The following is a 25,878-nucleotide window of genomic DNA, read 5'->3' on the forward strand; positions in this document are numbered from 1 at the left end:
CGTCAGGGCTCGACGCCCCACGCGAGCGTGCCGCCGGTGTGGGCGGTGACCCTGTCGAAGTCGGTGAGCGCGCCGCTCACCCGGTAGCTGTGGTCGTCGGTCTGGGTGAAGGTGGACCAATCGGACTTCGCGATCCGCACCTGGACGTCACCGGTACTCGCTCCCGCCGCGAGGCTGCCGGACGTGAACGACACCTCGGCGTACGCGTCGGCGCCGGGCCGGGCGGCGGGGAGCTTCACCACCCGCACCTGGACGCCGGCGCACCCGATCCGGGCCCAGTCGCACCACGTCTGGTAGCTCGCCGAGGGAGCGTCGCCGGTGAACCAGTACCGGATGGTGGTACCGGTGAGGCTGACCGGCGTCGTGCCGCGGTTCGTCAGCTGCAGCGTGGCGCCGATCTGGTTGGCCGTGGCCGCCCCGGAACCGCTGTGCTGCACGGACAACGTGCTCGCGCTCCCCGGCAGCGTGCGCGTGGTGACCGGAACGCTCGCGGCGGACACGTTGCCGGACGTGTCTCTCGCGCGCACCGAGAACGTGTACGGCGTGTCCGGGGTGAGGCCGGTGACGACAAGACCGGTCGTGGCCGACGAGCCCGTGACGGTAGTGCCGGCGAGCACGTCGTACCCGGCGACACCGACGTTGTCCGTTGAGGCCGTCCAGCTCAGCGTCGCGCTCGTGCTCGACACGGCCGAGACCGTGAGGCCGCCGGGAGCCGAGGGCGGTTCGGTGTCGTCGACGACGCCGCCGGGCTCGGTGCCCCACACCGTCCTGCCGTCCTGCCGCAGCACGATCCGGTCGGTCTGGGCGACCGCGTTGCCGGTGCCGAGGCCCACCGCCGACCAGTCGTTGGACGGGTCCCAGGTGCCGGCGCTGGTGATCCGGAACTGGACCTCCTTGCGGAACGCCGACTGCCCGGCCGGGGCCACGCCGGTGCACGGGATCTCGACGTAGTACACCGAGCCGCGGTGCTGCACGGGGGCGCTCGCCGCGCCGCACTGGTTGTAGTTCGTGGTGACGCTGATCTGGCTCGGCGCGGTCGTGCCGTCGAGGGTGAAGTAGTAGCGCAGCGTGCCGTTGAACGTCCGCGCGGGCCAGGCGCTCCTGTTGAGCACGAACGCCTTGATCTCGGTGAACTGGGCGGCGCTCTGGTTCACCGACGCCTGGACCGTGAGCTCCGGGCCGTCCGGGGTCTCCGCGACCGGGAACGAGGCGAGCGGCGTGCCGCCGTACTTCCCGTACAGGCGGGCGAGCGCGCCGGTGAAGCCCGCGTTGTAGTCGAGCGCGACCTCGTTCATCACGTAGTCGCTGCGGCTGTCGGTGTAGGCGTCGTTGTTGGTGCTGGGGCCACCGACCAGCGCGCCGTAGAGCACGTGACGGCTGACGGCCGGTTCCTGGATGCTGTCGGCCCACGAGCCGTGCGCGCCGCGGTGGTGCGGGTTGCGCGGCGGGTTCGCGCCGAACCCGACGACGTAGCTCGCGTTGCGCGGGTTGTCGCCGAGGGCGTAGTTGATCTGCCGCACGCCGAAGTCGTGGTAGGTCTTCGCGCGGGTGGTGTCTCGTGTGGACAGCCAGTCCGAGTAGGTCAGGGCGGCGAACGCCGTGTTGGCGGCGTAGCGCAGGGAACCCCAGCTGTCGAGCACGGCCTGGCCGCCGGGGGAGTAGCGCACGCGGTTGCCGTTGTAGCCGGTCGTCCAGAAGTCGAGCCACCGGTTGGCGTCGGTGATGTAGGTCTGCTCGCCGGTCAGCTTGGCCATCAGGACGTAGGCGCCGTAGGACTTGTCGTCCCACGCGATCGTCCACCGGTAGGAGCGCTCGGTGCTCTGCGGTTCGGTGCCGAGCTTCTGGTACTCGGTCTTCGCCTTCGTCAGGTAGCTCGCGTCCCCGGTGGCGCGGTGCAGCCAGATCGCACCCCACACCAGCTCGTCCTGGTAGCCGCTCCAGGAGTTGTAGAAGCTCGCGGCGTCGGTGATGCACGAGCTGTACTTGCCGCGGTAGGTGTCCGCGAAGCTGTAGAGCTGCTTGGCGTGCGTGAGCAGGGTCGCCGCGTACGTGGGATCGGTGTCCTTGAAGACCATCGACGCCGACGCCATCGCCGCCGCGTACTCGCCAGCGAGGTCGGAGCCGGGGCACGAGGCGTCCACCTTGTACGACGGACGGGCCATCGGCATCACCTCGGCCGAGCCCCACCAGGCGTGGTCGGGGTTGCCGGCGCCGACCTGGCCGTAGACGACGTTCGGGGACGGGTGCGCCTTGATGATCCAGTCCGTGCCGTGCCGCAGGTTCGCGAGCAGGTGCGGGAGTTGCCCGGAGCTCGCGTAGGCGGCCCGGTTCTCCACGGCGCCCCAGGCGAGCATGGACATGGTGAACGCGAACGGCAGCCCGAACTTCACGTGGTCGCCCGCGTCGTAGAAGCCGCCGGACAGGTCGAGCCCGACGTCGGCTCCATCGCGCAGGGCCGAGTCGGCGCGCCAGCTCACGCGGTTGCCCGCCGGCAGCTGCCCCGACCGCTGGGCGTCGTAGAACCAGACCGACTTCTGCAGCGCCTCGCCGTAGTTGAACGCGGGCGCGGCCACCGAGGGCCGCACCAGCGGACCGGTCGCCGCCGCGAGCACCGCGACGAGCGCGGCTGCGACAGCTCTCCACCTGCGACTGTGCACGTGGGCCTCCGAGGACTCCGGGCTCCGACTGAATCTGGGAGCGCTCCCAGGTCCGGGACTGTAACGGTCACGAATCCGGTCCGACAGGGGTGGAGGTGAATGTTCGCGACAAGACCACCGCTCGGCGCAATTTCGCCCGGCATTTGCGAGCAGGACGATTTCCGGCGCTCACCGCAATGTCGTGGCCGTTCGACTGTTCGATGCACAATACGTGGTCAGCGCCTCGGCCGTGCGGGGGACACCACTGGGCGAGAAGTGCTCAACAAAGGACGACGACCTGTCGCGGAAAGTGCAACATGAGGTTCGCTATTGATTCGACCGCGATTCGACACCACTTCCTCGGGGTGTTGCCGGGTGATTACAGTCCGCTCCAATCTGGGAGCGTTCCCAGGCTTGGAGGTGTGTCATGACCGGAAGGCGCGGCGTCGCGCTGCTCGCGGCCTTCGTCTCGGTGGCCGCGACCGTAGGCCTGGCGGTGGTCGCCCCGGCCGCGGCGGCACCCGGCTGCAAGGTGGACTACGCGGTGCCCAGCCAGTGGCAGGGCGGGTTCACCGCGAACGTGGCCGTGACGAACGTGGGGGACCGCGTCGACGGCTGGCGGCTGACCTGGACGTGGCCGTCCGGGCAGAAGGTGACGCAGGCGTGGAACGCCACCGTGACGTCCTCGGGCGCCGAGGCCACGGCCGTCAACGTGGGGTACAACGCGGTGATCGAGCCGAACGCCAAGGTGTCGTTCGGCTTCAACGGCAGCTGGTCCGGTGCGAACACGGCACCGACGTCGTTCGCCCTCAACGGTGTCACGTGCACCGGCAGCCCCGGCACGGACCCGACGACGACCACGACCACCACCACGACGTCGGACAACCCGGTGCCGGGTGACGCGATGGCCCAGGTGGCGGCGATGCAGCCGGGGTGGAACCTCGGCAACTCGCTCGACGCGACCGGCGCCGACGAGACGTCCTGGGGCAACCCGCGCATCACCGAGGCGTTGCTGGACAACGTGAAGGCGCAGGGCTTCAAGAGCATCCGCATCCCCGTCACGTGGGGGCAGCACCAGGGCGGGGCGCCGGGCTACACGATCGAGGCCGCGTACCTCGCCCGCGTCAAGGAGGTCGTCGGCTGGGCGCTGGCGGACGGCTTCCAGGTGATGATCAACATCCACCACGACTCGTGGCAGTGGATCTCGGCGATGCCGTCCGACCGGAGCGGTGTGCTCGCCCGCTACAACGCGATCTGGACGCAGCTCGCCACCGCGTTCAAGGACTCACCCGCGAAACTCGTGTTCGAGAGCGTCAACGAGCCGCAGTTCACCGGCAGCTCGGGTGACGCCCAGAACGCCCAGCTGCTGCACGAGCTGAACGCGTCGTTCCGCACCATCGTCCGGAACTCGGGCGGCAACAACGCGAGCCGCCTGCTCGTGCTGCCCACCCTGCACACCTCGTCGGAGCAGGCACGCCTCGACGAGCTGGCGACGTCGATCAGCGGGTTCAACGACAGGAACCTGGCCGCGACCGTGCACTACTACGGCTACTGGCCGTTCAGCGTGAACGTCGCCGGCGGGTTCCGCTTCGACGCGACCGCGCAGAAGGACCTCACGGACTCGTTCGACCGCGTCTCCAGCACCTTCGTCTCCCGCGGCATCCCGGTGATCCTCGGCGAGTACGGGCTGCTCGGCTTCGACCGGCACACCGGCACGATCGAGCAGGGCGAGAAGCTGAAGTTCTTCGAGCTCTTCGGGTACTACGCGCGCACCAAGAAGATCACGACGATGCTGTGGGACAACGGCCAGCACCTCGGCCGCACGTCCTTCCAGTGGAGCGACCCGGAGCTGATCGCGCAGATCAAGTCGAGCTGGACGACCCGGTCCGGCACGGCGTCGGGCGACCAGGTGTTCAGCGCCCGGTCGAGCGCGGTCACCGCGAAGACGATCACGTTGAACCCCAACGGGACCACGTTCACCGCGTTGCGCCAGGGCTCGACGGACCTGGTGCGCGGCACGGACTACACGGTCTCGGGCGACCAGCTCACCCTGACCGCGGCGGCGATGACCAGGCTGAGCGGTGCGCGGAACTACGGCACGAACGCCGTGCTGACGGCCCACTTCTCCGCCGGGGTGCCGTGGCGGATCAACCTCATCACCCACGACACCCCGGTGCTGTCGGCCGCCACGGGCACGACGAGCGCCTTCTCGATCCCGACGAACTTCCGCGGCGACGTGCTCGCCACGATGGAGGCGAAGTACGCGGACGGGTCGAACGCGGGGCCGCACAACTGGACGTCCTTCAAGGAGTTCGACCGGACGTTCGCGCCGAACTACACCACCGGCGCCACGACGCTGACGCCCGAGTTCTTCGCGGAGGTCAACGACAACGCGCGGGTGACGCTGACGTTCCACTACTGGAGCGGAGCGACCGCCACCTACCACGTGACGAAGTCGGGGAGCACGGTCACGGGGACTCTGTGACCCCGAGCCCGCGGCGGAGCGCGTCCACCTCGTCGGCGAACATCCGGCGTGAGATGGACGCGCTCTCCACGAGCGAGGAGCCGTGGAACGTGGCGGGGTAGTGGCGCAGCTCGGGTTGACCTCCGCGTGGTTGTGCCGGAACCCGGGAAGTCCGGGCTCTTCCGCTCCCGCCTGGTCCGCCCCGGCCGCGGTCACCCCGGTGCTCGCGGCCAGCGCGGCGCCGGCCCCGGCGCGATCACCTTGCGCCTGGTCAGCTCCACGTCCTTCGTCCCCCTCGCGGTTCGGCGCCGACATCCGAACGAGCGGCGCTCGAACCTCGGTGGAGGTCAGGGGACGAGGTGGTACGCGACCGTGGGCCAGACCTCGCCCTTCACCTCGCGGTCCTCGTCACGGGCGGGGTCGCGGACGAACCCGGCGCGTTCGGCGACCTTGCGGGAACCGGCGTTGTCGCGGTGGGTCCACAGCCTCAGCTCGGTGACGGGGTGGTGCGCGAGGATCCACGCGACGAACTCGGTGAGCGCCCCGGTCGCGAGGCCCCGGCCGCGGGCTTCGGCCGCCACGAGGTACGAGACGTGCCCGACGCCGTCCCGGAAGTCGACGGCGACGTTGCCGCAGCGCTCACCGGCGTCCTCGATGCAGAACGACGCGACCGCCGGGTTGCCGGGCAACGCCTCGATCGCCGCGGCGACCTGCTGCTCGGTGGTCGTGGGCGGGTCGGTGGTGTACCGCTGGACCTCGGGGTCCCTCGTGGCCCGCGCGTACCAGGCGGCGTCCTCGACGGTCCACTCGCGCAGCCTCACCCGAGCTCCGCCGAGTCCGTGAGCCGCAGCTTGCGCCGCGCCCGCTGGTAGAAGGTCGTCATCCCGAGCCGCACCACCCGCGCGGCACGGGCACGTCCGCGCAGCGACACCCGCTGCCCCGGCTCGACGTACCCGGCGACCATGCCGTCCACCTCGACGGCCAGGCGGCCGCTCGACGGCAGCAGGTCGAGGTCCACCTCGTCGTCGACCGACAGCACGACGCCGCGGCTGTAGGCCGAGTGCGGGGAGGCCGGGGTGACGAGCAGCGCCTCCACGGACGGGCTGGTGATCGGGCCACCCGCGCTGAAGCTGTAGGCCGTGGAGCCGGTCGGGGTGGCGACGATGACGGCGTCGGCGGAGTAGCTCACGAACGGCTGGCCGGCCACGCGGACGGCGACCCTCGCACTGCCCTGGCCGGGCGTGCGCACCACGGCGATGTCGTTGAACGCCGTGACCTTCCGGTCGTCGAACACCGCGTCGACGGCGAGGCGCGGCTCGACGGTGAAGTCGTGGGCGTCGATGGCCGACAGCGCCGCCGGCAGGTCCGGGACGTCGACCTCGGCGAGGAAGCCGAGCTTGCCGAGGTTCACGCCCAGTACCGGGGCGTGCGCGCCGTCGGCCAGGCGCATGGCGCGCAGCATCGTGCCGTCGCCGCCGAGGCTCACGACCAGGTCGGCGCGGCGGCCCAGCTCCTCCGCGGTGACCGGAGTGGCCTCGCAGCGCAGGCGCTGGATCTCGTCGGAGATGCCGAGGATCTCCACACCGCGGTGGGCCGCCCAGCCGAGGACGGCCTCGACGGCGGCGGCGGAGTCCCGTTGCGGGTGCAGCACCAGGCCGGCGGCGTGCACGTCAGCACTTCCTCAGTCGGATCACCCGACCAGTCTGCCGAATTCCCACGGGTCGTGTGCGCTGAAGAGCGTGACCTCGGCGGAGTGGTCGCGGGCCAGCGCCCTCAGCCCGTCCTGGGTCGTGACGCGGTCGCCGTGGTCGTGGGCGGAGCGCGTCTGCACGACGTCGAGAACCGGGTGTGTTTCGGGCGTTTCCTCCAATTCGCGGTGGTAGTAGTAGGCGTCACCGCAGTGCAGGAGCCACCGCGAGCCGTCGTGCACCGCGATTCCCATGTGGCCTTCGGTGTGGCCCGGCAGCGGGACGAGCTTGAACTCCTCCGGAAGGCCTTCGGGCTGGACGGCGCCGAAACCGAACCACGAGTCGTCGGCGGACTCGTAGGCGCGCCACCGCGGACCGTGTGCCCAGTGGGCAGGGCGGTAGCGGTAGCTCGGGGCCTGGTCCAGGGCGGTGCGCAGTTCGGCGGCCAGGACGTGGACCGTGGCACGCGGGAAGTCGGGCAGGCCACCGCAGTGGTCCACGTCGAGGTGGGTGACGAGGACGTGCCGGACGTCGGCGGGGTCGTGGCCGAGCGCCTCGACCTGGCGGAGAGCCGTTTCCCCCTCGTCGAGAACCGGTTGCGCCATCTCGGTCCAGGCCTCGCCGAGCGTCTCGAGCGGAGTGCGGACGTCCGCGAGCCCGAGTCCGGTCTCGACCAGGACGAGGCCCTCGCCGGTCTCCGCCAGCAGGCAGTGGTTCACCGCCGGGGCGCTCGGCAGACCCGCGCGGGTGGGGTCGAGGCGGCGCATCGAACCGCAGTTCAGGTGGTGGATCTTCATGGCGCAGAGCGTGCGACTTGAAGCGCGCTTCAAGTCAAGCCCCGCGTCCGGCCGGCCCGGTGCCGAGCCGGACTAACCTCGGCCCCGTGCTGGACATCGCCGAAGTCGCGCAGAGGTCAGGGCTCGCGCCGTCCGCCCTGCGGTTCTACGAGAAGAAGGGCCTGCTCTCCTCGAACGGCCGAAACGGGTTGCGCCGCACCTACGAGCCCGAGGTGCTGCACCGGCTGGCGCTCATCAGCTGCGCCCGCCGGGCCGGGTTCTCCGTCGCGGAGATCGGGAGGTTCCTCCTCGCCATGCCCGGCGACACCGCCGTCCAGCAGCAGATGGCCGTGAAGGCAGCGGCGCTGGACGAGGACATCGCGCGGTTGCGGCGCATGCGCGACAGCCTCGGCCACGCCTCCACCTGCACCCACGAACCGCTGGTCGAGTGCCCCGAGTTCAAGCGGATGCTCGCCCCCTAGCGGCAGAAGGTGGTGATCGTGGCGGTCAGGACGTCGGTGAGCCGGTCGAGCGAGGCGAGGTCGACGTGCTCGGTGGCCGCGTGGGCTCCGGCGCCGTCCACGCCGAACAGCACGCAGGGGATGCCGGCGCGGTCGAGCAGGGCGCAGTCGGTCCAGAACGGCTCCGCCCGGATGACCGGCGGTTCGCCGAGCACGGCGACGAGGGTGCGCACGACCTCCGCGTCCGGGTCGGCCTCGAACGGCTCCCTGGCGAGGCCGCGGGTGAGCGTGGCGCTGAAGTCCGGGACGGTCCACTCCAGCCTGTCGATGATCGCCTGCAGCTCGTCCTCGGTCTGCCGCGGTGACTCGCCGGGAACCGTGCGGCGTTCCAGCGTGATCCGGCAGCTCGCCGGGTAGGTCGACGCCTCCTCGCCGCCGCTGATCAGCGACGCGTGCACGGTTCCGGTGCCCAGCAACGGGTGCCGCGGGCCGGCCGCGAGGTCGTGGCCGAGCTGTTCCAGCGCCACGAGGAAGTGCCCCGCCTTGGCGATCGCGTCGACACCGAGCTCCGGCCGCGACCCGTGGGCCGCCCTGCCCCCGATCTCGACCTCGAACCACACGAACCCCTTGTGCGCCAGCGTGACTTCGAGGTGGCTGGGTTCGGTGACGATCGCCGCGTCGGCGGTGAACGACTCCAGCACCTCCTCGGTGCCGAGACTGCCGTGCTCCTCGTCGGCGACGCACGCGACGATCACGTCGCCGCGCAGCGGTCGTTCGGTGGCTCGGGCGGCCGCGACCATCATCGCCGCGATGCCGCCCTTCATGTCGAACGTGCCGCGGCCGAACATCCTGCCGTCCTCGACCACCGGTTGGAGCGGGTCGCCGTCGTAGCCGGCCAGGCCGACCGTGTCGACGTGACCGTTGAGCATCAACGACTTCCCGCCGCCTGTGCCCCTGCGGACGGCCACGGTCGAGGGCCTGCCCGGTCGTCTCTCCAGCCGGTGCACCTCGAAGCCGCGCTCCCGGAACCACCCGGTGCAGAAGTCGGCGATCTCGCGTTCGCCGTTGCCGTCGGGGACGAGGCCGGGGTTGACCGAGTCGATGGAGACCAGCCGCGCCAGCAGGTCGCGTGGTGTCACGAACGTCCCTCCGTGCTGATGAGGACAACGGTGTCGAGGTCGCCGAGGTCGTCCCGGATGGCACGTAGCCCCGCGAGAGCAGCGGCGCCACACGGTCCTGAATGGACGTTCTGCGCGAAGAGGTTTTCGACTGCTTCGGCACACTCTTCTTCGGAGACGGACACGGCGGCGTCCAAGCCGTTCTGCAGGAACGGCCACGCGGTGCTGGAAGGTGTACCGCAGTTGAGGCCCGTCATGATCGTGTGGCCGGTCGGGACGCTCCTCAGCTCGCCCGCCAGGAGGCTTTCGAGGACGCAGGCGGCCCGGTCGGGTTCGACGGCGAGAATCCTCGTGCGCGAGTCGCGGCCGCGGTAGTGCGTGATCACGGCCTGCGCGAACGACCCGACGCCCACGGGGACGACGACCAGGCCGGGTTCGGAGCCGAGCTGCTCGTCGACCTCGTGGCAGAGCGTGCCGTAGCCCTCGACGATCCAGCCGGGAACCTCCTCGTAGCCGTCCCAGCCCATGTCCTGCACGAGGATGCCGTCGGCCTGCGCGGCCCGTGCCACGGCGTCGTCGTACGTGCCGTCGACGACGGTGACCTCGGCGTTCTCCGCGCGGATCGCTTCGATCGCCTTCTCGGGCACCGTGTTCGGCACGAAGACGTGCGCGCGTTGACCGCGGAGCCGGGCCATGCGCGCCACCGCCCGGCCGTGGTTGCCGTCGGTCGCGGTGGTGAGCGTGACCTGCCCGGTTCGTCCCCGCAGCACGCGGTGGACGGCCCAGGACGCGCCGAGGGCCTTGAAAGCGGGCAGGCCGAGCCGGGAGGATTCGTCCTTGACGAACAACCGGCCGATCCCGAGCTCGGCGGCGAGCGCGGGCAGCTCGGTCAGCGGAGTGGGCGCGTAGCCGGGCAGTCCGGCGTGGAAGTCGCGCACGTCAGCGGGCGCGGGCGGGCACTTCCAGCGCGGGGCGTCTGGCCGCAGGAACCTCATGCCCGACAGCGTGCTGGTGGTCCGGATCATCGGTCCAGCACATGTTGCCGACGTGTACCGGTGGGAGAATCCGACGAGTCGCGGAGAGGAGGTGGCGGTGACCGAGGACGAGCTGGTCGTCGAGTTCGCGCTGACCCGCCTCGACCACCCGGGCCTCGACCTGGAGGAGGTCGCCGCACTCGTGGTGCGGCGGGTGGGACCCGACCGCATGCTCGAGTTCGCCGGGCGGACCCTGGCGCACCGCGACGAGCTGCGCGGGGCCGTGTTCCCGGCCGCGGTCGAGCACGTCCTGCGGGTGGTGCTGACGTTGCGCGGGCCGCGCGACTAGGGCTCGCCGGCGACATCTTCGGCGAGGCTGGTCCGTTCGGCAGATCAGCCGGCGCCGTTCAACGGCTCCAAACGACCTGTCGTCGTCTCTGCACCCCGCGTGCGGCCGGATCGCTGATCGACTCGGACAGGTGGGAAGACCTATGGGTACGCGGACGCCGTCAAACTGCTCGGCAAGAAGGACAGCGCGCTGGTCAGCGCGCTCGACAAGCTCGCCGGCGCGGCTCTTCCGGGTGGCGTCCCCTTCGCAGTCTCGGACCTGCTGGGGTGGTTCGACGTCAAGACGGAGTTCGTCCGGCTGAGCCGTGAACTGCTCCTCAAGCTGGGCGAACGGCGCCACGGCCTGGCGCGGCACTCCTACTCCGAACGGCTGCACGCGGCGCACACGGTGATCGTGGTCGTCGGGCTGTTCGAGGCGCTCAAAGCCGTGGACCTGCCGTTCAAGCTGAAGGACATCGGGCTGGACAAGGACGGCCAGACCGCGCTGGTGGGGCTGAGCAGCATCTTCGACGGCTCCGGACTGCTGCCCAGCGCGAACCGCCCGTACGAGGTGAACCTGCGCGTGCTGGGCGAGCAGTACCGGCAGGCCGGGCGCGAGCTGCTCACGCTGCTCCAGGACAAGGCCGTCTGGCAGCGGCTCGACGACGACCGGCGGGAGCACACCCACGAGGTGCTGACGCAGCTGCACGGACCCGCGGTCCGCCACTACGAGGAGCTGATCCGCAAGCTCGTCGTCGAGTACCAGGAGCTCGGCTACTGGCTGCAGGCCCACCACAACGCGCACGTCAGCGCCGGTCTCGCCCGGCTGGAGGAGAGCCTGGAGAGCACGCGGATCGGCGCCGAGCCGGACGAACGCCGCCGCGAGCTCGCCAACCGGTACCGCGCGGTGCTCGACCGGCCCGTCATCGACCCCGGCCAGGTGCCGCAGGAGCTGGAGATCCCCCTGACCAGGGACGCCTACGTCGACCCGGACTTCCAGGTCGTGCCGATGACGCCCAGCTGCACGCCGGCGCTGCTCGAGTGGTGGGAGGGGGTGCCCGCGCGTTCGGACCTGCACCAGTACCTCGTCGGCTACCTGACCTCGCCCAAGGCCGTGACGCACCCGCTGGTGGTGCTCGGCGATCCCGGCTCGGGCAAGTCGCTGCTGACCAAGGTGCTGGCCGCCCGGCTGCCCGCGAGCGACTTCCTGACCGTGCGGATCGAGCTGCGCTCGGTCGCGACGGAGGAGGACCTGCGCAGGCAGGTCGACCTCGGGCTCAGCGCCGTGCTGCAGGAGGACATCAGCTTCGCCGCCCTGGCGCGCGAGGCCGGGGACGCGTTGCCCGTGGTGCTGCTCGACGGGTTCGACGAGCTGCTGCAGGCGACCGGGGTGACCCAGACCGACTTCCTCGAGCACGTCCAGACGTTCCAGCGGCGCCGTGCCGAGGCGGGACGCCCGGTCGCGGTCGTCGTGACGAGCCGGATCAGCGTGTCCAGCGGCATGCGGATCCCGCCGGACGCGGACGTGCCGCGGCTGGTGCCGTTCTCCGCGGACAACATGGCGGCGTGGCTGGCCGTGTGGAACTCGTCGAACGAGCGCTACTTCGCCGAGCACGGCCTCAAGCCGTTGCCGGTGGGCGAGGTGCTCGTGCACCGCGTGCTCGCCGAACAGCCGCTCCTTCTGCTGATGCTCGCCCTCTACGACGCCTCCGGCAACGCGTTGCAGCGCCAGGCGGACAGCCTCGGCCGCGCCGACCTCTACGAGAAGCTCCTCTACAGCTTCGCGAGCCGGGAGGTGGGCAGGAAGTACGACGCGTCGGCCGCCGAGTCCGGGACCGGGTGCGAGCTGGTCGAGCGGGAGCTGGAACGGCTGTCGGTGGTCGCCTACGCGATGTTCCACCGCGGCGGTCAGTGGGTCGCCGAAAGCGACATCGACGAGGACATGACGACGTTGCTGCGCGGTGGGAACCCCGTGCCGCGCAACGGGATGCGCAAACCGTTGAGCGAGTCCGACCGCGTGGTCGGCCGCTTCTTCTTCGTGCAGTGCGCGAAGGCCATGCGTGACGAGGAGGAGCTGCGCACGTACGAGTTCCTCCACGCGACCTTCGGCGAGTACCTGGTCGCGCGGCTGACGTGGTGTGCGCTCATGGACCTGCACGACAGCGCCTCGCGGCCCCGGCGCATCACCGGGGCGCAGGCCGACGACAGCTTCCTGTACGCCCTGCTGTCGTTCACCCCGCTGACCTCGAGCGTCCCGGTGATCGAGTTCCTGGTCGAGCAGGCCGGCAAGGCGGAGAACCGGACCGTGCTCGCCGACCTGGTCACGAAGCTGTTCGCGCTGTCGCAGCAGGCGAGGCCGCGGTCGTTCGAGGCCTACCAGCCGGTGCGGCGGACGGTGCCCGCCCGGCACGCCGTCTACAGCCTCAACCTCGTGCTGCTGTCGGCCGTGCTCACGCCGTTGTGCTCGTCGCGCGACATCGGCGTGGACGACTGGCCGAAGCTGACGACGTTCTGGAAGTCGCAGCTGTCGGACGGCGAGTGGCGCACCCTGGTCGAGTCGCTCTACGTGCGCTGGGACGAACCGCCCGTGCCGGTGCTCGGGATCGGGATGCCCGTGCCGGCCACTGTGGACACCAACGGCCTCGCGGGGCGGACGTCGTTGCGCGAGGCGGCCAGGGAGGCCCGCTTCACCGGCGACCCGGCGGGCAACGAGTTCAACCACGCGTTCGAGGCGCTGCCGGTCAGCCGCTACGACGTCCACTACGCACGGGCGCTGGTCCAGCTCGCCGCGTCACCGGTCCCGCCGTGGGAACGCGCCGTGCACTACCTGCGGTGGGCGGACAGGTACCCGGACCTGGTGCTGGAGTGCCTGCGCCGCGACATCACGGTGAGCCCGGAAACGCTGCGGGAGCTGGCGAAGACCGGACTGGCCGAGGGCAGCTCGTTCGTCGTGCAGCTCTGCGACCGCATCGGCAGGGGCGGCCCCGACTCGGCGTTGCTCGACATCGTCGACGGCCTCGGGGTGCCGCGCGTGGACCACGGCACCGAGATCGCGGTGCTGGACGCGTGGCTGAGGCTCCACGAACAGGGCTACCGGCACCCGCCGCACCGGCGGGTGGACCTGATGGCGGTCCTGCGGTCCGTGGACTTCGGCAAGATCCGGCAGCACCGGCCGGACCTGGTCTACCGGGCGGGGACCGTGGCTCACGAGATCGGGTTGTTCGAGTGAGCTCCGGCGCGACTCGAGCACGACTCCGGGTACGACCGTCCATTTTTGTCGGTGCCGCCCGGTAACGTCCCGTCCATGAGTGCTGGGGACCGGATTCAGGAGCTCGCCGCGCGGATCGTCGAGCTGCGTGACGCGTACTACCAGGGCGAGCCGCTGGTGGCGGACGCCGAGTACGACGCGATCGAGGACGAGTTCCGCTCGCTGGTCGCCGAGCACCCGGAGCTGGCGCCGGCGGACAACCCGCTGGACCACGTGGGTGCGCCGTCGGTGCTGCACGCCCCGGTGCGGCACTCACGGCCCATGCTGTCGCTGGAGAAGGCGAACAAGCCCGAGCAGGTCGAGGCGTTCTTCTCGCGGTTCCCGGGCCAGCCGGTCGTCGTCATGCCGAAGCTCGACGGCCTGTCGTTGGCGCTCGTGTACGAGAACGGCCGCCTTGCGCGCGCTGTGACGCGTGGGGACGGCACGACGGGTGACGACGTCACGTTCCTCACGCGCGCGCTGTGCGACGGCGTGCCGGACAAGGTGGACGCGCCGGGCCGCGTCGAGGTGCGCGGCGAGTGCGTGATGCTGCGCTCGACGTTCGACGAGTACAACAAGGCGCACCCGGACAAGCCGTTGATCAACCCGCGCAACGCGGCGGCAGGCACGTTGCGCGCGAAGGACCCGAAGGCCGTCGAGGGCAGGCGGATGCAGTTCTTCGCCTTCGACCTGACGACCGAGCCCGAGAGCGCCGACTCCGACCTGGACGCGGGCCTGCGCAAGCTCGGCTTCAGCGTCGCCGAGATGCGCCACTGCACCACCGCGGCCGAAGCGCAGGAGCTCATCAGCGGCATCGAACAGGCCCGCAACGCACTCGACTACGACCTCGACGGAGCCGTGCTGCGCCTGGCCAACCGCGACGCGTTCGCCGCCGCCGGCACCCGCTCGTCGTCCCCGCGCGGCGCCATCGCCTACAAGTTCGCCGCCGAGGAGAAGACGACGGTCCTGCTCGACGTGAGGTGGGACGTCGGCAAGACGGGCAAGATCGCCCCGGTGGCGTGGCTCGAGCCGGTGTTCGTGGGCGGCACCACCGTCACCCGCGCGACGCTCGCCAACCAGGAGGTCATCCGCTCCCGCGGCATCAAGATCGGCGACACGGTCCTGGTCCGCCGCGCGGGCGACGTCATCCCGTTCGTCGCGGGCGTCCTGGACGAGTCGAAGCGCACCGGCGAGGAGCGCGAGATCGTGCCGCCGTCGCAGTGCCCCTCCTGCGCCCAGCCGCTGAGCGAACAGGGCAACAGCCGCGAGCTGTTCTGCACGAACGCGGTCTGCCCGGCCCAGACCGTCCGCCGCCTGATCCACTGGTCCTCCCGCGCGGCCGCCGACATCGACGCCATCGGCCAGGTCTGGATCGAACGCCTCGCCGAAACCGGCGACCTGGTGAACCCGTCCGACTTCTACACCCTCACCAAGGAACGCCTGCTGGAGTTCGACCGCGTGGGCGAGGTCTCCGCCACCCGCATGATCGAGTCGATCGACCGCAGCCGGGCCGTGGGCCTGCGCCGAGCCCTGATCGGCCTCTCCATCCCGATGGCCTCCGAAGGCACCGCCGCCCGCCTCTGCCGCGCGGGCTTCGGCTCCCTGGAAGAGGTCGCCGACGCGGGCGTCGAGAAGCTCGTGGCCGTGGAGGACATCGGCGCCAAGGTCGCCGAGTCCCTCACCCACCACCTCGAGCGCCTGCGCCCGGAGATCGAACGCCTGCGAGCCCGGGGCGTTTCCCTCGACGTCCGCTCCGAAGACCTCCCGCCCGTCGTCGTCGCCGGCGCGCCGCTCGAAGGCAAATCGGTCGTCATCACCGGCTCCATCAGCGACCCGCGCTCCGGCGAGAAGGTCACCCGCCCGACGTTCCAGAAGATGTGCGAACGAGCCGGCGCCACCGCCGCCTCCTCGGTCTCGGCCACCACCGACCTGCTCATCACAGGTGAGGGCGTCGGCGCGAGCAAGCTGACGAAGGCGGAGAAGCTCGGCGTCGAGGTGGTGGACCAGAGCGAGATCTGGGAGAAGCTGATCGCCGCCGGGGTGGCCTGAGCGGCCGGTTCCGCGCAGCCGATCACGACCGCGCCTGCGGGTGTTCTCCGTCCACCGGCAGGCGTTGCGCCTGCCGGTCGGGGGTCACGCGGCTCGCACGAGGAGGATCGGTGCCTCCTGCCGCCGGGAGTCCCGACGGCCTTGAGCGGGTAGTGGCGTTCGTAGTGGCGCAGCTCGGTTCCCGCGGACAGCGCAGGATCCGTCCGACAAAACCTGTGCACCCGGTCCGTGTGCGACCTGCGGGTACGCGGCAGGAACGGAGGCGGGCCGGCACCCGGACAGAACCGGAAGGAATACCTGCTGCCATCGAGGGCTGGTGGTGCTCCACCGGCCGGTGCATCCTGGTCGAATGCCTGAGCGGTTCAGGGTGCACAACGTCGTCAACGGCGATGTCACGGGGACTGTCGTGCAGGCCGGCGAGGTCGTCGTCCAGGCTGGGCGGCCGGCGCCCCGGCAGTTGCCCGCCTCGCCGTCGCGCTTCGTCGGCAGGACCTCCGACCTGGCCGGTCTGGCCGACCGCCCTGGAGTGCACGCGGTAGTCGGGATCGGCGGTGTGGGCAAGACGTGGCTGGCCGTGCACTGGGCGCATGCCAACCGGCACCGGTTCCCGGACGGCCAGCTGTTCGTGGACCTGCGGGGGTTCTCCCCGGACCAGCCCATGGTTCCCGCGGTCGCGGTGCGCGGTTTCCTCGACGCCCTCAACGCCTTCGACGTCCCGCCTGATCCGCACGCACAAGTGGCGCTCTACCGGAGCGTGACCGCGGACAAGCGGCTGCTTGTGGTGCTCGACAACGCCGCGGATGCGGCCCAGGTGGAGCCGTTGCTGCCCGGCGGGTCCTCCTGCACGGTGCTGGTCACCAGCCGCCGTCAGCTGACCTCGCTGGTCACCCGGTGGGGAACGCTGCAGTTCCGGCTCGGCCCGCTCGGTGACGCCGAGTCCCACGACCTGCTGGTCGCACGACTGGGAGCTGTCCGAGTCGCTTCGGACCCCGAGGCGGTGCGGCGGATCGTGCGGCACTGCGCGGGACTACCGCTGGCCCTGGCGATCGTGGCCAGTCGTGCCCAGACGTCTCCCGAGACGCCGCTTGCGCGGATCGCTGACGAGCTGGGGCAGTTCGACGACGAGGACCCGAGCAACAGCGTGCCGGCGGTGCTGTCGTGGTCGTTGCGCGGGTTGACCGACGCGCAGTCGCGTGTCCTCGGTCTGCTCGCCGCCGCGCCGGGTCCGGACATCGGCCCTGCCGCCGTGGGCAGCCTGACGGGATCGATGTCCGAACTGCAGGCTCTGGAGCGTCTGTGCCTGCTGGAGAGGAAGGCCGATGGGCGCTACCGGATGCACGACCTGGTCCGGGCCCAAGTCCGCGTCGAGGACGTCGAGGCCATGCGGCGGGTGGTCGACCACTACCTGCACACCGCCCATGCCGCAGATCGCTGTCTCCAACCGCACGGATCGCCTGCGGCCTTGCCGCCGATGTCGCGCGGATGCCGGCCGGAAGCGCCCGCGGACGTCGACGCGGCGCTGGCCTGGTTCGATGCGGAACACCAGTGCCTGCTCGCAGCCGTGGACACCGCCGCGGAGCACGGGTGGCACGACGTCGTCCGGCATCTGGCGCGAACACTGACCACCTACCACCACCGGCGAGACCAGGCTGACGCCGACATCCGCACCTGGAGCCTCACGCTGCACGAGCGGACGCGAAGTCCAGCCCTGGCCACCTCCCACCGGCGACTCGGCGAGGCTCTGGCCCGCGCCCACCGCTACCCCGAGGCTTTGACACACCTGCGGGAAGCACGCGTCCTCGCCGAGCAGTTGGGCGACGTGTACCAGCTGTCCCACGTCCACCGTGCCCTGGCGTGGGCACTCGGCCGCCAAGACGAAGACGTCAAAGCCCTGCGCCACGCCCAGGAGAACCTGCGTCTGTCTCGGGAACTTCACGACACCGTCAGCGAAGCACACGCCCTGAACGCAGTCGCGTGGTTCACCGCCCGACTCGGAGATCTCGGCCGGGCCCGCACGTTCGGTGAAGCTGCCCTCGCCGCGCAACCCAACCCGGAAGGTGAGGCGTCCTGCCGGGAAACCCTGGGCTACGTGGAACTTCGCGCCCACCGGCCGGACAGGTCGATCGAGCACTACGAACGGGCTCTCGCCCTGCGGCGCGCCCACGGCTACCTCAGACATGTGGCCAGCACTCTGGAGAGGATGGTCGCCCCTCTGCGCGACCTGGGCCGCGATGAGGAGGCCGAAGCCCTGTCGCGAGAAGCAGAAGAGCTGTTCACCCGACTTCGGAGATGACCTGCTGTCGCAGGTTCCTCGCAGCCCCACAGCGGTGGGGCTCGCCCGGCAGAACGGCGGAAGCCCCCACGCTGCCTGGGGGAGGACGGCAGCCTGGGGGCGGGTAGGGGTGGTCGGTGTGGCGGTCGCCTCTCGGCGGTGTGCGCGACGCGGCTCCGGACAGCCGGTGTTCCGCGAAGGCTTTCTGGTGGGGCCCGGGGACTCGTTCCACACCGACCGTCTGGTTCAACGGTGCGGGCTTCTGTTGTGTTCCAACGGTGATCTGTGCTGTGGCTCACCGCTGGGTGGTGCTTTGCCTTGACGGGCAAGGGGTGTTGGAGTGGGAAGGCCCTCGGGCCGGCTGGGGGGTGGGCGACCCGAGGGCGTGGCTTGTGGTCGGTGTGGCGGTCGCCTCTCGGCGGTGTGCACGACGCGGCTCCTGCCGAACGGTGTTCCGCGAAGGCTTTTCTGGTGGGGCCCGGGGACTCGTTCCACACCGACCGTCTGGTTCAACGGTGCGGGCTTCTGTTGTGTTCCAACGGTGATCTGTGCTGTGGCTCACCGCTGGGTGGTGCTTTGCCTTGACGGGCAAGGGGTGTTGGAGTGGGAAGGCCCTCGGGTCGGCTGGGGGGTGGGCGACCCGAGGGCGTGGCTTGTGGTCGGTGTGGCGGTCGCCTCTCGGCGGTGTGCGCGACGCGGCTCCTGCCGAACGGTGTTCCGCGAAGGCTGTCTGGTGGGGCCCGGGGACTCGTTCCACACCGACCGTCTGGTTCAACGGTGCGGGCTTCCGTTGTGTTCCAACGTGGTCTGTGTGTTGGCTCACCGGTCAGGTGGAGCAACCGCCCGCGGTTCTGTTGTGTCGCAACGGGTGAGTTCGGGTGGCCGACGCGGCAGGAGAGTTCCGCGCCGGCCCGGCGTCCCCAGGCCACCTGTCGGGGAGAGCTGCGGCCTGGGGACGGGCTTTGGTGGAAGTCGGTGCGGCGGTCGCCTCTCGGCGAGGGGCTCGACGCGGTACCAGCCGAACGGTCTTCCGCGAAGGCTTTGAGATGAGGCCCGGGGGACACGGACCGCACCGACCAATCTGTACAACGGGGGCCGTGCCCGCGGTGTTTCCGTGCGGGCTGTGGGGTCGCTCACCGTGTCCACGAGGCCTGGAATCCCTGCGGCACAGGTGGGAAGCGCGACGGCCGGACGGCGCGGAGGCCTACCCGCGCTCCGAGGGCCGCGGCACGACCAGGCCCGACTCGTAGGCGATCACCACGAGCTGGGCGCGGTCGCGGGCGTGCAGCTTCGCCATCGCCCGGTTGACGTGCGTCTTGGCGGTGAGCGGGCTGATCACCATGGCCGCTGCGATCTCGTCGTTCGACAGGCCCCGCGCGACCAGCACGAGGGCTTCACGCTCGCGGTTGGTGAGCTGGTCGAGGCACTGCTTCGGCCGCGGCGGCTGGCTCACGTACCGGTCGATCAGGCGGCGGGTGATCGACGGGGCGAGCAGCGCGTCGCCGCGGGCCGCGACCCGGACGGCGTGCAGGAAGTCCTCCGGCTCGACGTCCTTGACCAGGAACCCGGCCGCGCCCGCCTTCAGGGCGTGGAAGACGTACTCGTCGAGGCCGTAGTTGGTGACGATCACGACGTGCGTGCCCGCGAGGTCCGGGTCGGCGGCGATCCGCCGCGTCGCCTCGATGCCGTCGACCTCCGGCATCTGGACGTCGACCAGGGCGATGTCCGGGCGGTGTTCCCTCGCTCTGGCAACGCCTTCCGCCCCGTTCGAGGCCTCGGCGACGACCTCGATGTCGTCCTCGGCGTCGAGCAGCGCGCGGAACCCGCTGCGGATCAGCGGCTGGTCGTCCACCAGCAGGACGCGGATCACGGCTGTGCCACCGGGAGCTCGGCCCGGACGGTGAACCCGCCCTCGGAGCGCGGCGCCGCCTGGAGGCTGCCGCCGAGCGCGGTGACGCGTTCACGCATGCCCAGCAGGCCCACGCCCGATGCTGTCGCCTTCGGCGGTGCCGTGCCGTCGTCGTCGACCCGGATGACCAGCGCTTCCGGCGTGCAGTCGATGTGGATCCTGGCGGTCTCGGCGGCGGCGTGGCGGGCGATGTTCGTGAGCGACTCCTGCACGATCCGGTAGGCGGTGCGGTCGACGGCGGCCGGCACGTCCTCGTGGCGGCCCTCGATCGTGAGCCGGGCGTCCAGGCCGGTGGACCTGGCGCGCTGCACGAGGGCGGGGACGTCGTCGATGCCGTGCGGCGGGTTCTTGCCGTCGTCCCTGAGCGCTTCCAGCGTCGCCCGGAGCTCCCTCGCGGCCTCGCGGCCGGCGTCCCGGATCACCAGCAGCGGCTCGGGTGGTTCCTCGCCGCGCTTGCGGGCGAGGTGGACGGCGACCTCGGCCTGCAGCTTGATCACGGAGATCTGGTGGGTGAGTGAGTCGTGCAGTTCGCGGGCGATGTGGAGGCGCTCCTCGTCGGCCCGCCTGCGCGCCGTTTCCTCTTTGCTGCGTTCGGCTTCGTCTGCTCGTTTCTCGGCTTGTCTCAGTGCTTCGCCCGCGGCTGCCGCGGCGATGAGCCACGCGATCTGCAGGACGTCCCGCGTCTGCGCGAACGCCTCGTACGTGGTGAGGTCGCGCGGCGAGAGGAGAGCGGCGAGGGGGAGCGAGGCGAGCATCAGCACGGAGCCGGTGAGGGTGAAGACGCGGTGGCCCGCCCGCATGGTCGAGTAGACCGCGAAGAGGAACGCGACCACCGGCACGTCGGCGCCCGTCGCCTGGTAGCCGAGCGCGAGGAGGCCGGTCGCCACGAGCACCGCTCGCGGTGCCGTCCGCCGTGCGACGAGCACCAGGCCGCTGGCGGCCAGCAACGCGTAGCCCGGACCGGTGGCGGGGTGCCCGGCCACCACCAGGCTCGCGGCGACCCCGGCGGCGATCGACAGGTCCAGCCAGCGCCTGCTCATGCGGTGCAGCCTATGCCCCCGTCGCCGCTGGTAGATCGTGCGGCGGGAGGACTTCCCGACTACCGCGGACGCGGTAGTCGTTGTCTGCGCCGGCACGACGACCCGGGGTGTCCTCGCGGCCAGGCTTGTCGGCATGGTGCTTGCTGCTTGCGAACTGAGTGCTGGACGTGCGTGGTCCCTGGTCGGTGCGGCCCTGGGCATCACAGGTGTCGTGTTCGGCGTGTTGGCGCTGGCTCGGCTCCGGGGTGCGCTGGTGGCCGTGGCGCTGGGGACGGCGGGGGTGGTGATCGGCGCGGTGGTCGTGCTGATGGCCGAGGGCGGTCCCGGAACCGGCTACGGCATCGTCGGCGGCTACGTGTCCGCGGTGGTGGGGCTTGCCGGCGTGGTGCTGGGCGTCCTGGCTAAGCGAAAAGGCGCTCTGGCTGCTGGACGGCGTGCCTCGTGATCAACCCCGCGGCGCCCCGGACGACCGCGAACTCGCCGAGCGGTGAGGCGAGCAGGCGCGTGTGCCGTTCGCCTCCCGCGAGCACCCTGCCGTCCATTTCGGACTGCACGGCCTCGCTGAGGTGGTCGTACAGCACGGCGTAGCTGCCACCGAGGACGACCGTGGGGACGTCGAAGAGGTTCATCAGCGTCGCGATCCCGACGCCGAGGGCCTCTCCGGCGTTGCGCACGGCCTCCACCGCCTTGGGGTCGCCGGCCTGCAACGCCTTGCCGAGCGAGTCGAGGTGCCTGCGCCCCGCCTCGCGCAGGATGACGTCGAGTCCCGCGTACCGCTCGACACAACCGCGGCTGCCGCAGGTGCACCGGACGCCGTTGCGCTCGATCACGACGTGCCCGAGCTCGCCCGCGAAGCCACTGGCCCCCCGGTACACCTCGCCGCCCAGCACGACGCCCGCGCCGATGCCGACGTCCGCGGTGACGTGCACGAAGTCCTCGCCCGCCAGGTGCTTCGGCCACAGGTGGGCGAGCGCGGCGAGGTTCGCCTCGTTGTCCAGCTCCACCTCCACGCCGAGCCGTGCGGTGAGGCCCTCCGCGAGGGGCACGCCGACGAGTTTCGGCAGGTTGGGCGCGCGGACCACGACGCCGTCATGCACGACACCGGGGATCGCGAGCCCGGCACCGAGGAGCTTCCGCGGTCCGCTGACCTCGCGCACCAGCGCGGCGACGCGGTCGAGCACCTCGTCCGCCGGGACCTTGCGCATGTCGGCGGGCACGAGGTGCCGGTCGAGCGTCTCGCCGTCGAGTCCGAGCGTCTCGACGGCGAGGTGGCTGACGTTGATCTCGGCCCCGACCGCGACCGGCCCGTCGGGGTGGAAGCGCAACGGCTTGGACGGCCTGCCCATGCCGGCCAGCGTGGCGGGCTCCTCGACGAGGATCCCGTTGGCCAGCAACGGCTCGGTGAGGTTGGACAGGGTCGCCTTGGTCAGGCCCGTGCGCGCGGCGAGGTCGGCCCGCGAGCCGGGGCGGTCGACCAGGGCGAGCAGGACCGTCCGCAGGTTGCCGAGGCGAACCTGGCGCAGGTGGTCGACTGTGGTCATCGGACCCAGTATCGCGGCGAGGGGGTGCGGGGGTGCGCGCGCGGGTGCTGTGCCGCCCGCGAACAGCCGGGTACGAGCGGCAGCGTCGCGACCGGCCTCGACCGGCCCGCTCCGCCACCTCGCCGCTGCACGCCCGGCCTCCGCCCCGTCATCGCGTCAGGTACCGCTCGGAAGCCTCGCGGTACCGCTCCCGGACCGAGGTCACCGCGTCAGCCTCGTACCGGGTGCTCTCCGCCCCGGCCCACTCCGGTGGCGTCGCGCCGCCGGTGAGCGTCCAGGCCGCCTGCCGGGCCGCCCCGTCCGCCACGTACTCGCCCGGAGCCGGCACCGTGACCGGCACGCCGAACACCGTCGGTGCGATCTCCCGCACCGCGCGTGAGGCGGCAGCGCCACCCACGAGCCGCACGCCGCTGACGTCCGCTCCCTGCGACACCAGGGCGTCCAGGCCGACGGCGAGGCCGCAGAGCATGCCCTCGACAGCGGCGCGGGCGATGTTCGCGGGGGTGGCGTTGGTCAGGGTCAGTCCGTGCAGCGCGCCGGTGGCGTCCGGCAGGTTCGGCGTCCGTTCGCCTTCGAGGTACGGCACCAGCACCAGTCCCTCGGCACCCGCGGGGGCCGAGAGGGCGAGGGTGCTGAGCTGCTCCAGGTCCACGCCGAGCATGCGCGCCGTCGCGTCCAGGACGCGGGCGGCGTTGAGGGTGCACGCCAGCGGCAGGTACCGGCCGGTGGCGTCGGCGAAGCCCGCGACGATGCCCGACGGGTCCTCCGCGCGGACGTCGCTCGTGGCCGTCACGACGCCGGAGGTGCCGAGGGACACCACGACGCCGCCGCCCACGCCGAGCATCGCCGCGGCGTTGTCCCCCGCGCCCGCGCCCAGCCGGACCGGGCCCTCGACGAACTCGGCAGGGCCGAGGACGCGCGGCAGCACCACGTCGGAGCGGCCCAGGCCCAGGGACACCAGGTCAGGGACGTACGAGTCGGTCGCCGAGTCGAAGTAGCCGGTGCCCGAGGCGTCCGAGCGGTCCGTGACCAGGTCGGCCAGGTCGCCGGTGCCGCGCAGCCGCCACGTCAGCCAGTCGTGCGGGAGGCAGACGGCGGCGGTGCGCTGTGCGTTGGCCGGTTCGTGCTGGGCGAGCCAGCGGAGCTTCGTGATGGTGAACGACGCGACCGGCACGAGGCCGATGCGCGCCGACCACTCCGAGGCACCGAGCTCGGCGGTCAGGTCCGCCGCCGCCGCCGCGGAACGGGTGTCGTTCCACAGCAGCGCCTCGCGCACCACCTCGCCGTTCTCGTCGAGGCAGACCATGCCGTGCTGCTGACCGGCGACGCTGAGCGCCGCCACGTCGTCCAGGCCGCCGGCGTCGGACAGCGCGGTCTGCAGCGCGGACCACCAGTGCGAGGGGTGCACCTCGGTGCCGTCCGGGTGGGAGGCGCGCCCCTCGCGGACGAGCTCGCCGGTCTCCGCGTCGCGGATCACGACCTTGCACGACTGCGTCGAGGAGTCGACGCCGGCGACCAGCGTCATGTCAGCGCGCTCCGGTGAGGTGCTCGAGCGCGAGCTGGTTCAGGCGCACGAAGCCGAAGCCGCGCTCGGCCGCCTGGTTCGGGTCGAACCCGTCGTCGTCCTTCAGCAGGTCGTCGTAGGACTCGCCGGCGTTCAGGGTCGGCTGGCCCAGCTCGGCGACGCCCGCGATCTGCAGCGCCTCCTGCACCTCGGGGTCCGCGCGGAAGGCCGCGGCGCGGTCGCGCAGCAGCAGGTACGTCGCCATGTTCGCGCGCGCGGAGTCCCAGACGCCCTTGATGTCCTCGGTCCGCGACGGCTTGTAGTCGAAGTGCCTCGGGCCGTCGTAGCCGGCGGTCTCCAGCAGGTCGACCAGCGCGAACGCGTTCATCAGGTCGCCGTGGCCGAACACCAGGTCCTGGTCGTACTTGATGCTGCGCTGGCCGTTGAGGTCGATGTGGAACAGCTTGCCGTGCCACAGCGCCTGCGCGATGCCGTGCACGAAGTTCAGACCCGCCATCTGCTCGTGCCCGACCTCGGGGTTGAGGCCGACGAGTTCCGGCTGGTCCAGCTCGGAGATGAACGCGATCGCGTGCCCGATCGTGGGCAGCAGGATGTCGCCGCGCGGCTCGTTCGGCTTGGGCTCGAGCGCGAACCGGATGTCGTAGCCGCGGTCGGTGACGAACTGCGTGAGCAGGTTCATGGACTCGCGGTACCGGTCGAGCGCCGCCTGCACGTCCTTGGCGGTGTCGTACTCGGAGCCCTCACGGCCGCCCCACAGCACGAACGTCTTGGCGCCGAGCTCGGCCGCCAGCTCGATGTTGCGCAGCACCTTGCGCAGCGCGAACCGCCGCACGCCGCGGTCGTTGCTGGTCAGACCGCCGTCCTTGAACACGGGGTGCTCGAACAGGTTCGTCGTCACCATCGGGATGACGAGGCCGGTCTCGGCGAGCGCGCCCTGCAACCGGCTGATCTGCTGGTCGCGGTGCGTGGCGTCGAAGCCGAACAGGTCGTCGTCGTGGAACGTCAGGCCGTACGCGCCGAGCTCGGCGAGCCGGTGCACCGCCTCGACCACGTCGAGCTCGGGCCGCGTGGCGTGGCCGAAGGGGTCGCGACCCTGCCAGCCCACGGTCCAGAGACCGAAGGAGAACTTGTCCGCCGGAGTGGGCGTGCTCATCATCCACCTCATTCGTTCAATGCTTGAACTTAGTGTGGACAGTACGACGCCACGGCCTTGATCGCAATCGGTCAGGCGGACCGCCGTGCCGCGACGGACTCCACGGCGGGGGCGAGCGCGGTGGCGATCTCGCGGTAGCCGGCGGCGGACGGGTGGAAGCGGTCGGCGGCGAAGAGCGACGGGTCGGAGGCGAAGCGCGGGGTGACGACGCGCTCGACGTGGGCGACCACACCTCCCGCCCGGATGACGGCCTGCTGCTGCACGTTGGCGTAGTCGCGGCTCACGGCCGACACGACGTCGCGCAGCGCGGGCGGGACGTGCGAGACGATGCTCAGGTCCGGTGCGGTGGCGACGACCACCTCGGCTCCGGCGGCGCGGAGATCCGCGACGGCGTCGTGCAGCTGCTGCGCGCCGACCTGGGCCGGGACGAACCTGGTGAGGTCGTTCGCGCCGATCACGACCACGGCGATGTCGATCCCGCCCGCCACCGCGGCGCGCACCTGGGACCGCAGGTCGGCCGAGCGGGCGCCGGCGACGGCGTGCACGCGGAGGTCGACGTGGTGTCCGGCGGCGCGGAGGCGGGTGGCGAGCAACGGGCCGAGCGTGTCCTCCCGGCGGGTGCTGCCGACACCGGCGGCGATCGAGTCGCCGAGCAAGCACAGTCGCATACCCGTAGCAACGTCGAGCATGGTGGAGGT

Annotated in this window: 19 protein-coding genes and 1 pseudogene; 8 read left to right on the plus strand and 12 right to left on the minus strand. The window is 71.3% G+C overall.

Translation table 11 applies throughout. From position 1 onward, the window contains the following. Positions 1-2: 2 nt before the first annotated feature. Positions 3-2,657 carry a glycoside hydrolase family 9 protein gene (locus V1227_RS02610; RefSeq protein WP_329790849.1) on the minus strand — a complete coding sequence of 885 codons (2,655 nt, stop codon included), beginning with the start codon at positions 2,655-2,657 and terminating at the stop codon, positions 3-5. A 406-nt stretch (positions 2,658-3,063) separates the two neighbouring features. Here V1227_RS02610 and V1227_RS02615 point away from each other — a divergent pair, with 406 nt between their 5' ends. Continuing rightward, positions 3,064-5,121, plus strand: a complete 2,058-nt coding sequence (locus V1227_RS02615; RefSeq protein WP_329790850.1) for a cellulase family glycosylhydrolase — start codon at positions 3,064-3,066, stop codon at positions 5,119-5,121. A gap of 326 nt (positions 5,122-5,447) precedes the next feature. Here V1227_RS02615 and V1227_RS02620 read toward each other — a convergent pair whose 3' ends face one another. From V1227_RS02620 to V1227_RS02630, 3 genes are read right to left on the minus strand one after another with little or no spacing between them, the layout of a single operon-like run. Continuing rightward, complete coding sequence (locus V1227_RS02620; RefSeq protein ID WP_329790851.1) at positions 5,448-5,921, minus strand: GNAT family N-acetyltransferase; 474 nt, start codon at positions 5,919-5,921, stop codon at positions 5,448-5,450. Continuing rightward, positions 5,918-6,769: an NAD(+)/NADH kinase gene (locus tag V1227_RS02625; RefSeq protein ID WP_236222204.1), complete on the minus strand. Its 852-nt coding sequence runs from the start codon at positions 6,767-6,769 to the stop codon at positions 5,918-5,920. The genes V1227_RS02620 and V1227_RS02625 overlap by 4 nt, the downstream gene beginning before the upstream one ends. Before the next feature lie 21 nt (positions 6,770-6,790). Next, positions 6,791-7,585 carry an MBL fold metallo-hydrolase gene (locus tag V1227_RS02630; RefSeq protein WP_329790852.1) on the minus strand — a complete coding sequence of 265 codons (795 nt, stop codon included), beginning with the start codon at positions 7,583-7,585 and terminating at the stop codon, positions 6,791-6,793. A gap of 86 nt (positions 7,586-7,671) precedes the next feature. Here V1227_RS02630 and V1227_RS02635 point away from each other — a divergent pair, with 86 nt between their 5' ends. Next, a complete protein-coding gene (locus V1227_RS02635; protein ID WP_236222208.1) occupies positions 7,672-8,046 on the plus strand; it encodes a MerR family transcriptional regulator in 375 nt (124 codons plus the stop codon). Here the strand turns inward: V1227_RS02635 and V1227_RS02640 are convergent. Together V1227_RS02640 and V1227_RS02645 are read right to left on the minus strand one after the other, a co-directional pair. Continuing rightward, entirely contained in the window at positions 8,043-9,164 is a 1,122-nt protein-coding gene (locus tag V1227_RS02640) for an ArgE/DapE family deacylase (protein WP_329790853.1), read from the minus strand. The two genes, V1227_RS02635 and V1227_RS02640, sit on opposite strands and share 4 nt — an antisense overlap. Beyond that, entirely contained in the window at positions 9,161-10,168 is a 1,008-nt protein-coding gene (locus V1227_RS02645) for a pyridoxal-phosphate dependent enzyme (RefSeq protein WP_329790854.1), read from the minus strand. Before V1227_RS02645 ends, V1227_RS02640 begins: the two co-directional genes overlap by 4 nt. Before the next feature lie 67 nt (positions 10,169-10,235). Between V1227_RS02645 and V1227_RS02650 the strand changes: the two genes are divergently transcribed. The 5 genes and pseudogenes from V1227_RS02650 to V1227_RS02665 all read left to right on the plus strand — a co-directional run bounded on the left by V1227_RS02650 (position 10,236) and on the right by V1227_RS02665 (position 18,033). Next, a complete protein-coding gene (locus tag V1227_RS02650) occupies positions 10,236-10,466 on the plus strand; it encodes a hypothetical protein (RefSeq protein WP_090096295.1) in 231 nt (76 codons plus the stop codon). A gap of 147 nt (positions 10,467-10,613) precedes the next feature. Beyond that, positions 10,614-11,222, plus strand: a pseudogene (locus tag V1227_RS40515) (NACHT N-terminal helical domain 7-containing protein); the annotation flags it as partial. 231 nt (positions 11,223-11,453) lie between these two features. Further along, complete coding sequence (locus V1227_RS02655) at positions 11,454-13,673, plus strand: NACHT domain-containing protein (RefSeq protein WP_442916515.1); 2,220 nt, start codon at positions 11,454-11,456, stop codon at positions 13,671-13,673. Positions 13,674-13,748: 75 nt separating this feature from the next. Further along, positions 13,749-15,740, plus strand: a complete 1,992-nt coding sequence (gene ligA / locus V1227_RS02660; protein WP_329790856.1) for an NAD-dependent DNA ligase LigA — start codon at positions 13,749-13,751, stop codon at positions 15,738-15,740. Between the two features lie 349 nt (positions 15,741-16,089). Beyond that, positions 16,090-18,033 (plus strand): ATP-binding protein, encoded by a 1,944-nt coding sequence (locus V1227_RS02665; RefSeq protein WP_329790857.1) that lies wholly within the window; start codon positions 16,090-16,092, stop codon positions 18,031-18,033. A 1,183-nt stretch (positions 18,034-19,216) separates the two neighbouring features. Here V1227_RS02665 and V1227_RS02670 read toward each other — a convergent pair. Both V1227_RS02670 and V1227_RS02675 read right to left on the minus strand, forming a co-directional pair. Beyond that, positions 19,217-19,882 carry a response regulator transcription factor gene (locus V1227_RS02670; RefSeq protein ID WP_329790858.1) on the minus strand — a complete coding sequence of 222 codons (666 nt, stop codon included), beginning with the start codon at positions 19,880-19,882 and terminating at the stop codon, positions 19,217-19,219. Beyond that, positions 19,879-20,961: a sensor histidine kinase gene (locus V1227_RS02675; protein ID WP_329790859.1), complete on the minus strand. Its 1,083-nt coding sequence runs from the start codon at positions 20,959-20,961 to the stop codon at positions 19,879-19,881. Before V1227_RS02675 ends, V1227_RS02670 begins: the two co-directional genes overlap by 4 nt. Positions 20,962-21,094: 133 nt before the next feature. On the opposite strand from V1227_RS02675, the gene V1227_RS02680 reads away from it, so the two are divergent. Next, a complete protein-coding gene (locus tag V1227_RS02680) occupies positions 21,095-21,406 on the plus strand; it encodes a DUF6223 family protein (RefSeq protein ID WP_329790860.1) in 312 nt (103 codons plus the stop codon). Here V1227_RS02680 and V1227_RS02685 read toward each other — a convergent pair. The 4 genes from V1227_RS02685 to V1227_RS02700 form a co-directional block, all read right to left on the minus strand. Then, positions 21,363-22,502: an ROK family protein gene (locus V1227_RS02685; protein ID WP_329790861.1), complete on the minus strand. Its 1,140-nt coding sequence runs from the start codon at positions 22,500-22,502 to the stop codon at positions 21,363-21,365. The genes V1227_RS02680 and V1227_RS02685 overlap by 44 nt on opposite strands. 148 nt (positions 22,503-22,650) lie before the next feature. Beyond that, positions 22,651-24,027, minus strand: a complete 1,377-nt coding sequence (xylB, locus tag V1227_RS02690; protein WP_329790862.1) for a xylulokinase — start codon at positions 24,025-24,027, stop codon at positions 22,651-22,653. A gap of 1 nt (position 24,028) precedes the next feature. After that, positions 24,029-25,183, minus strand: a complete 1,155-nt coding sequence (gene xylA, locus V1227_RS02695; RefSeq protein ID WP_329793942.1) for a xylose isomerase — start codon at positions 25,181-25,183, stop codon at positions 24,029-24,031. Between the two features lie 68 nt (positions 25,184-25,251). After that, entirely contained in the window at positions 25,252-25,869 is a 618-nt protein-coding gene (locus tag V1227_RS02700; protein WP_329790863.1) for an SGNH/GDSL hydrolase family protein, read from the minus strand. Positions 25,870-25,878: the final 9 nt, after the last annotated feature.

This window comes from Lentzea sp. DG1S-22, assembly GCF_036321065.1.
GTDB classification, from domain to species: Bacteria; Actinomycetota; Actinomycetes; order Mycobacteriales; family Pseudonocardiaceae; genus Lentzea; species Lentzea jiangxiensis.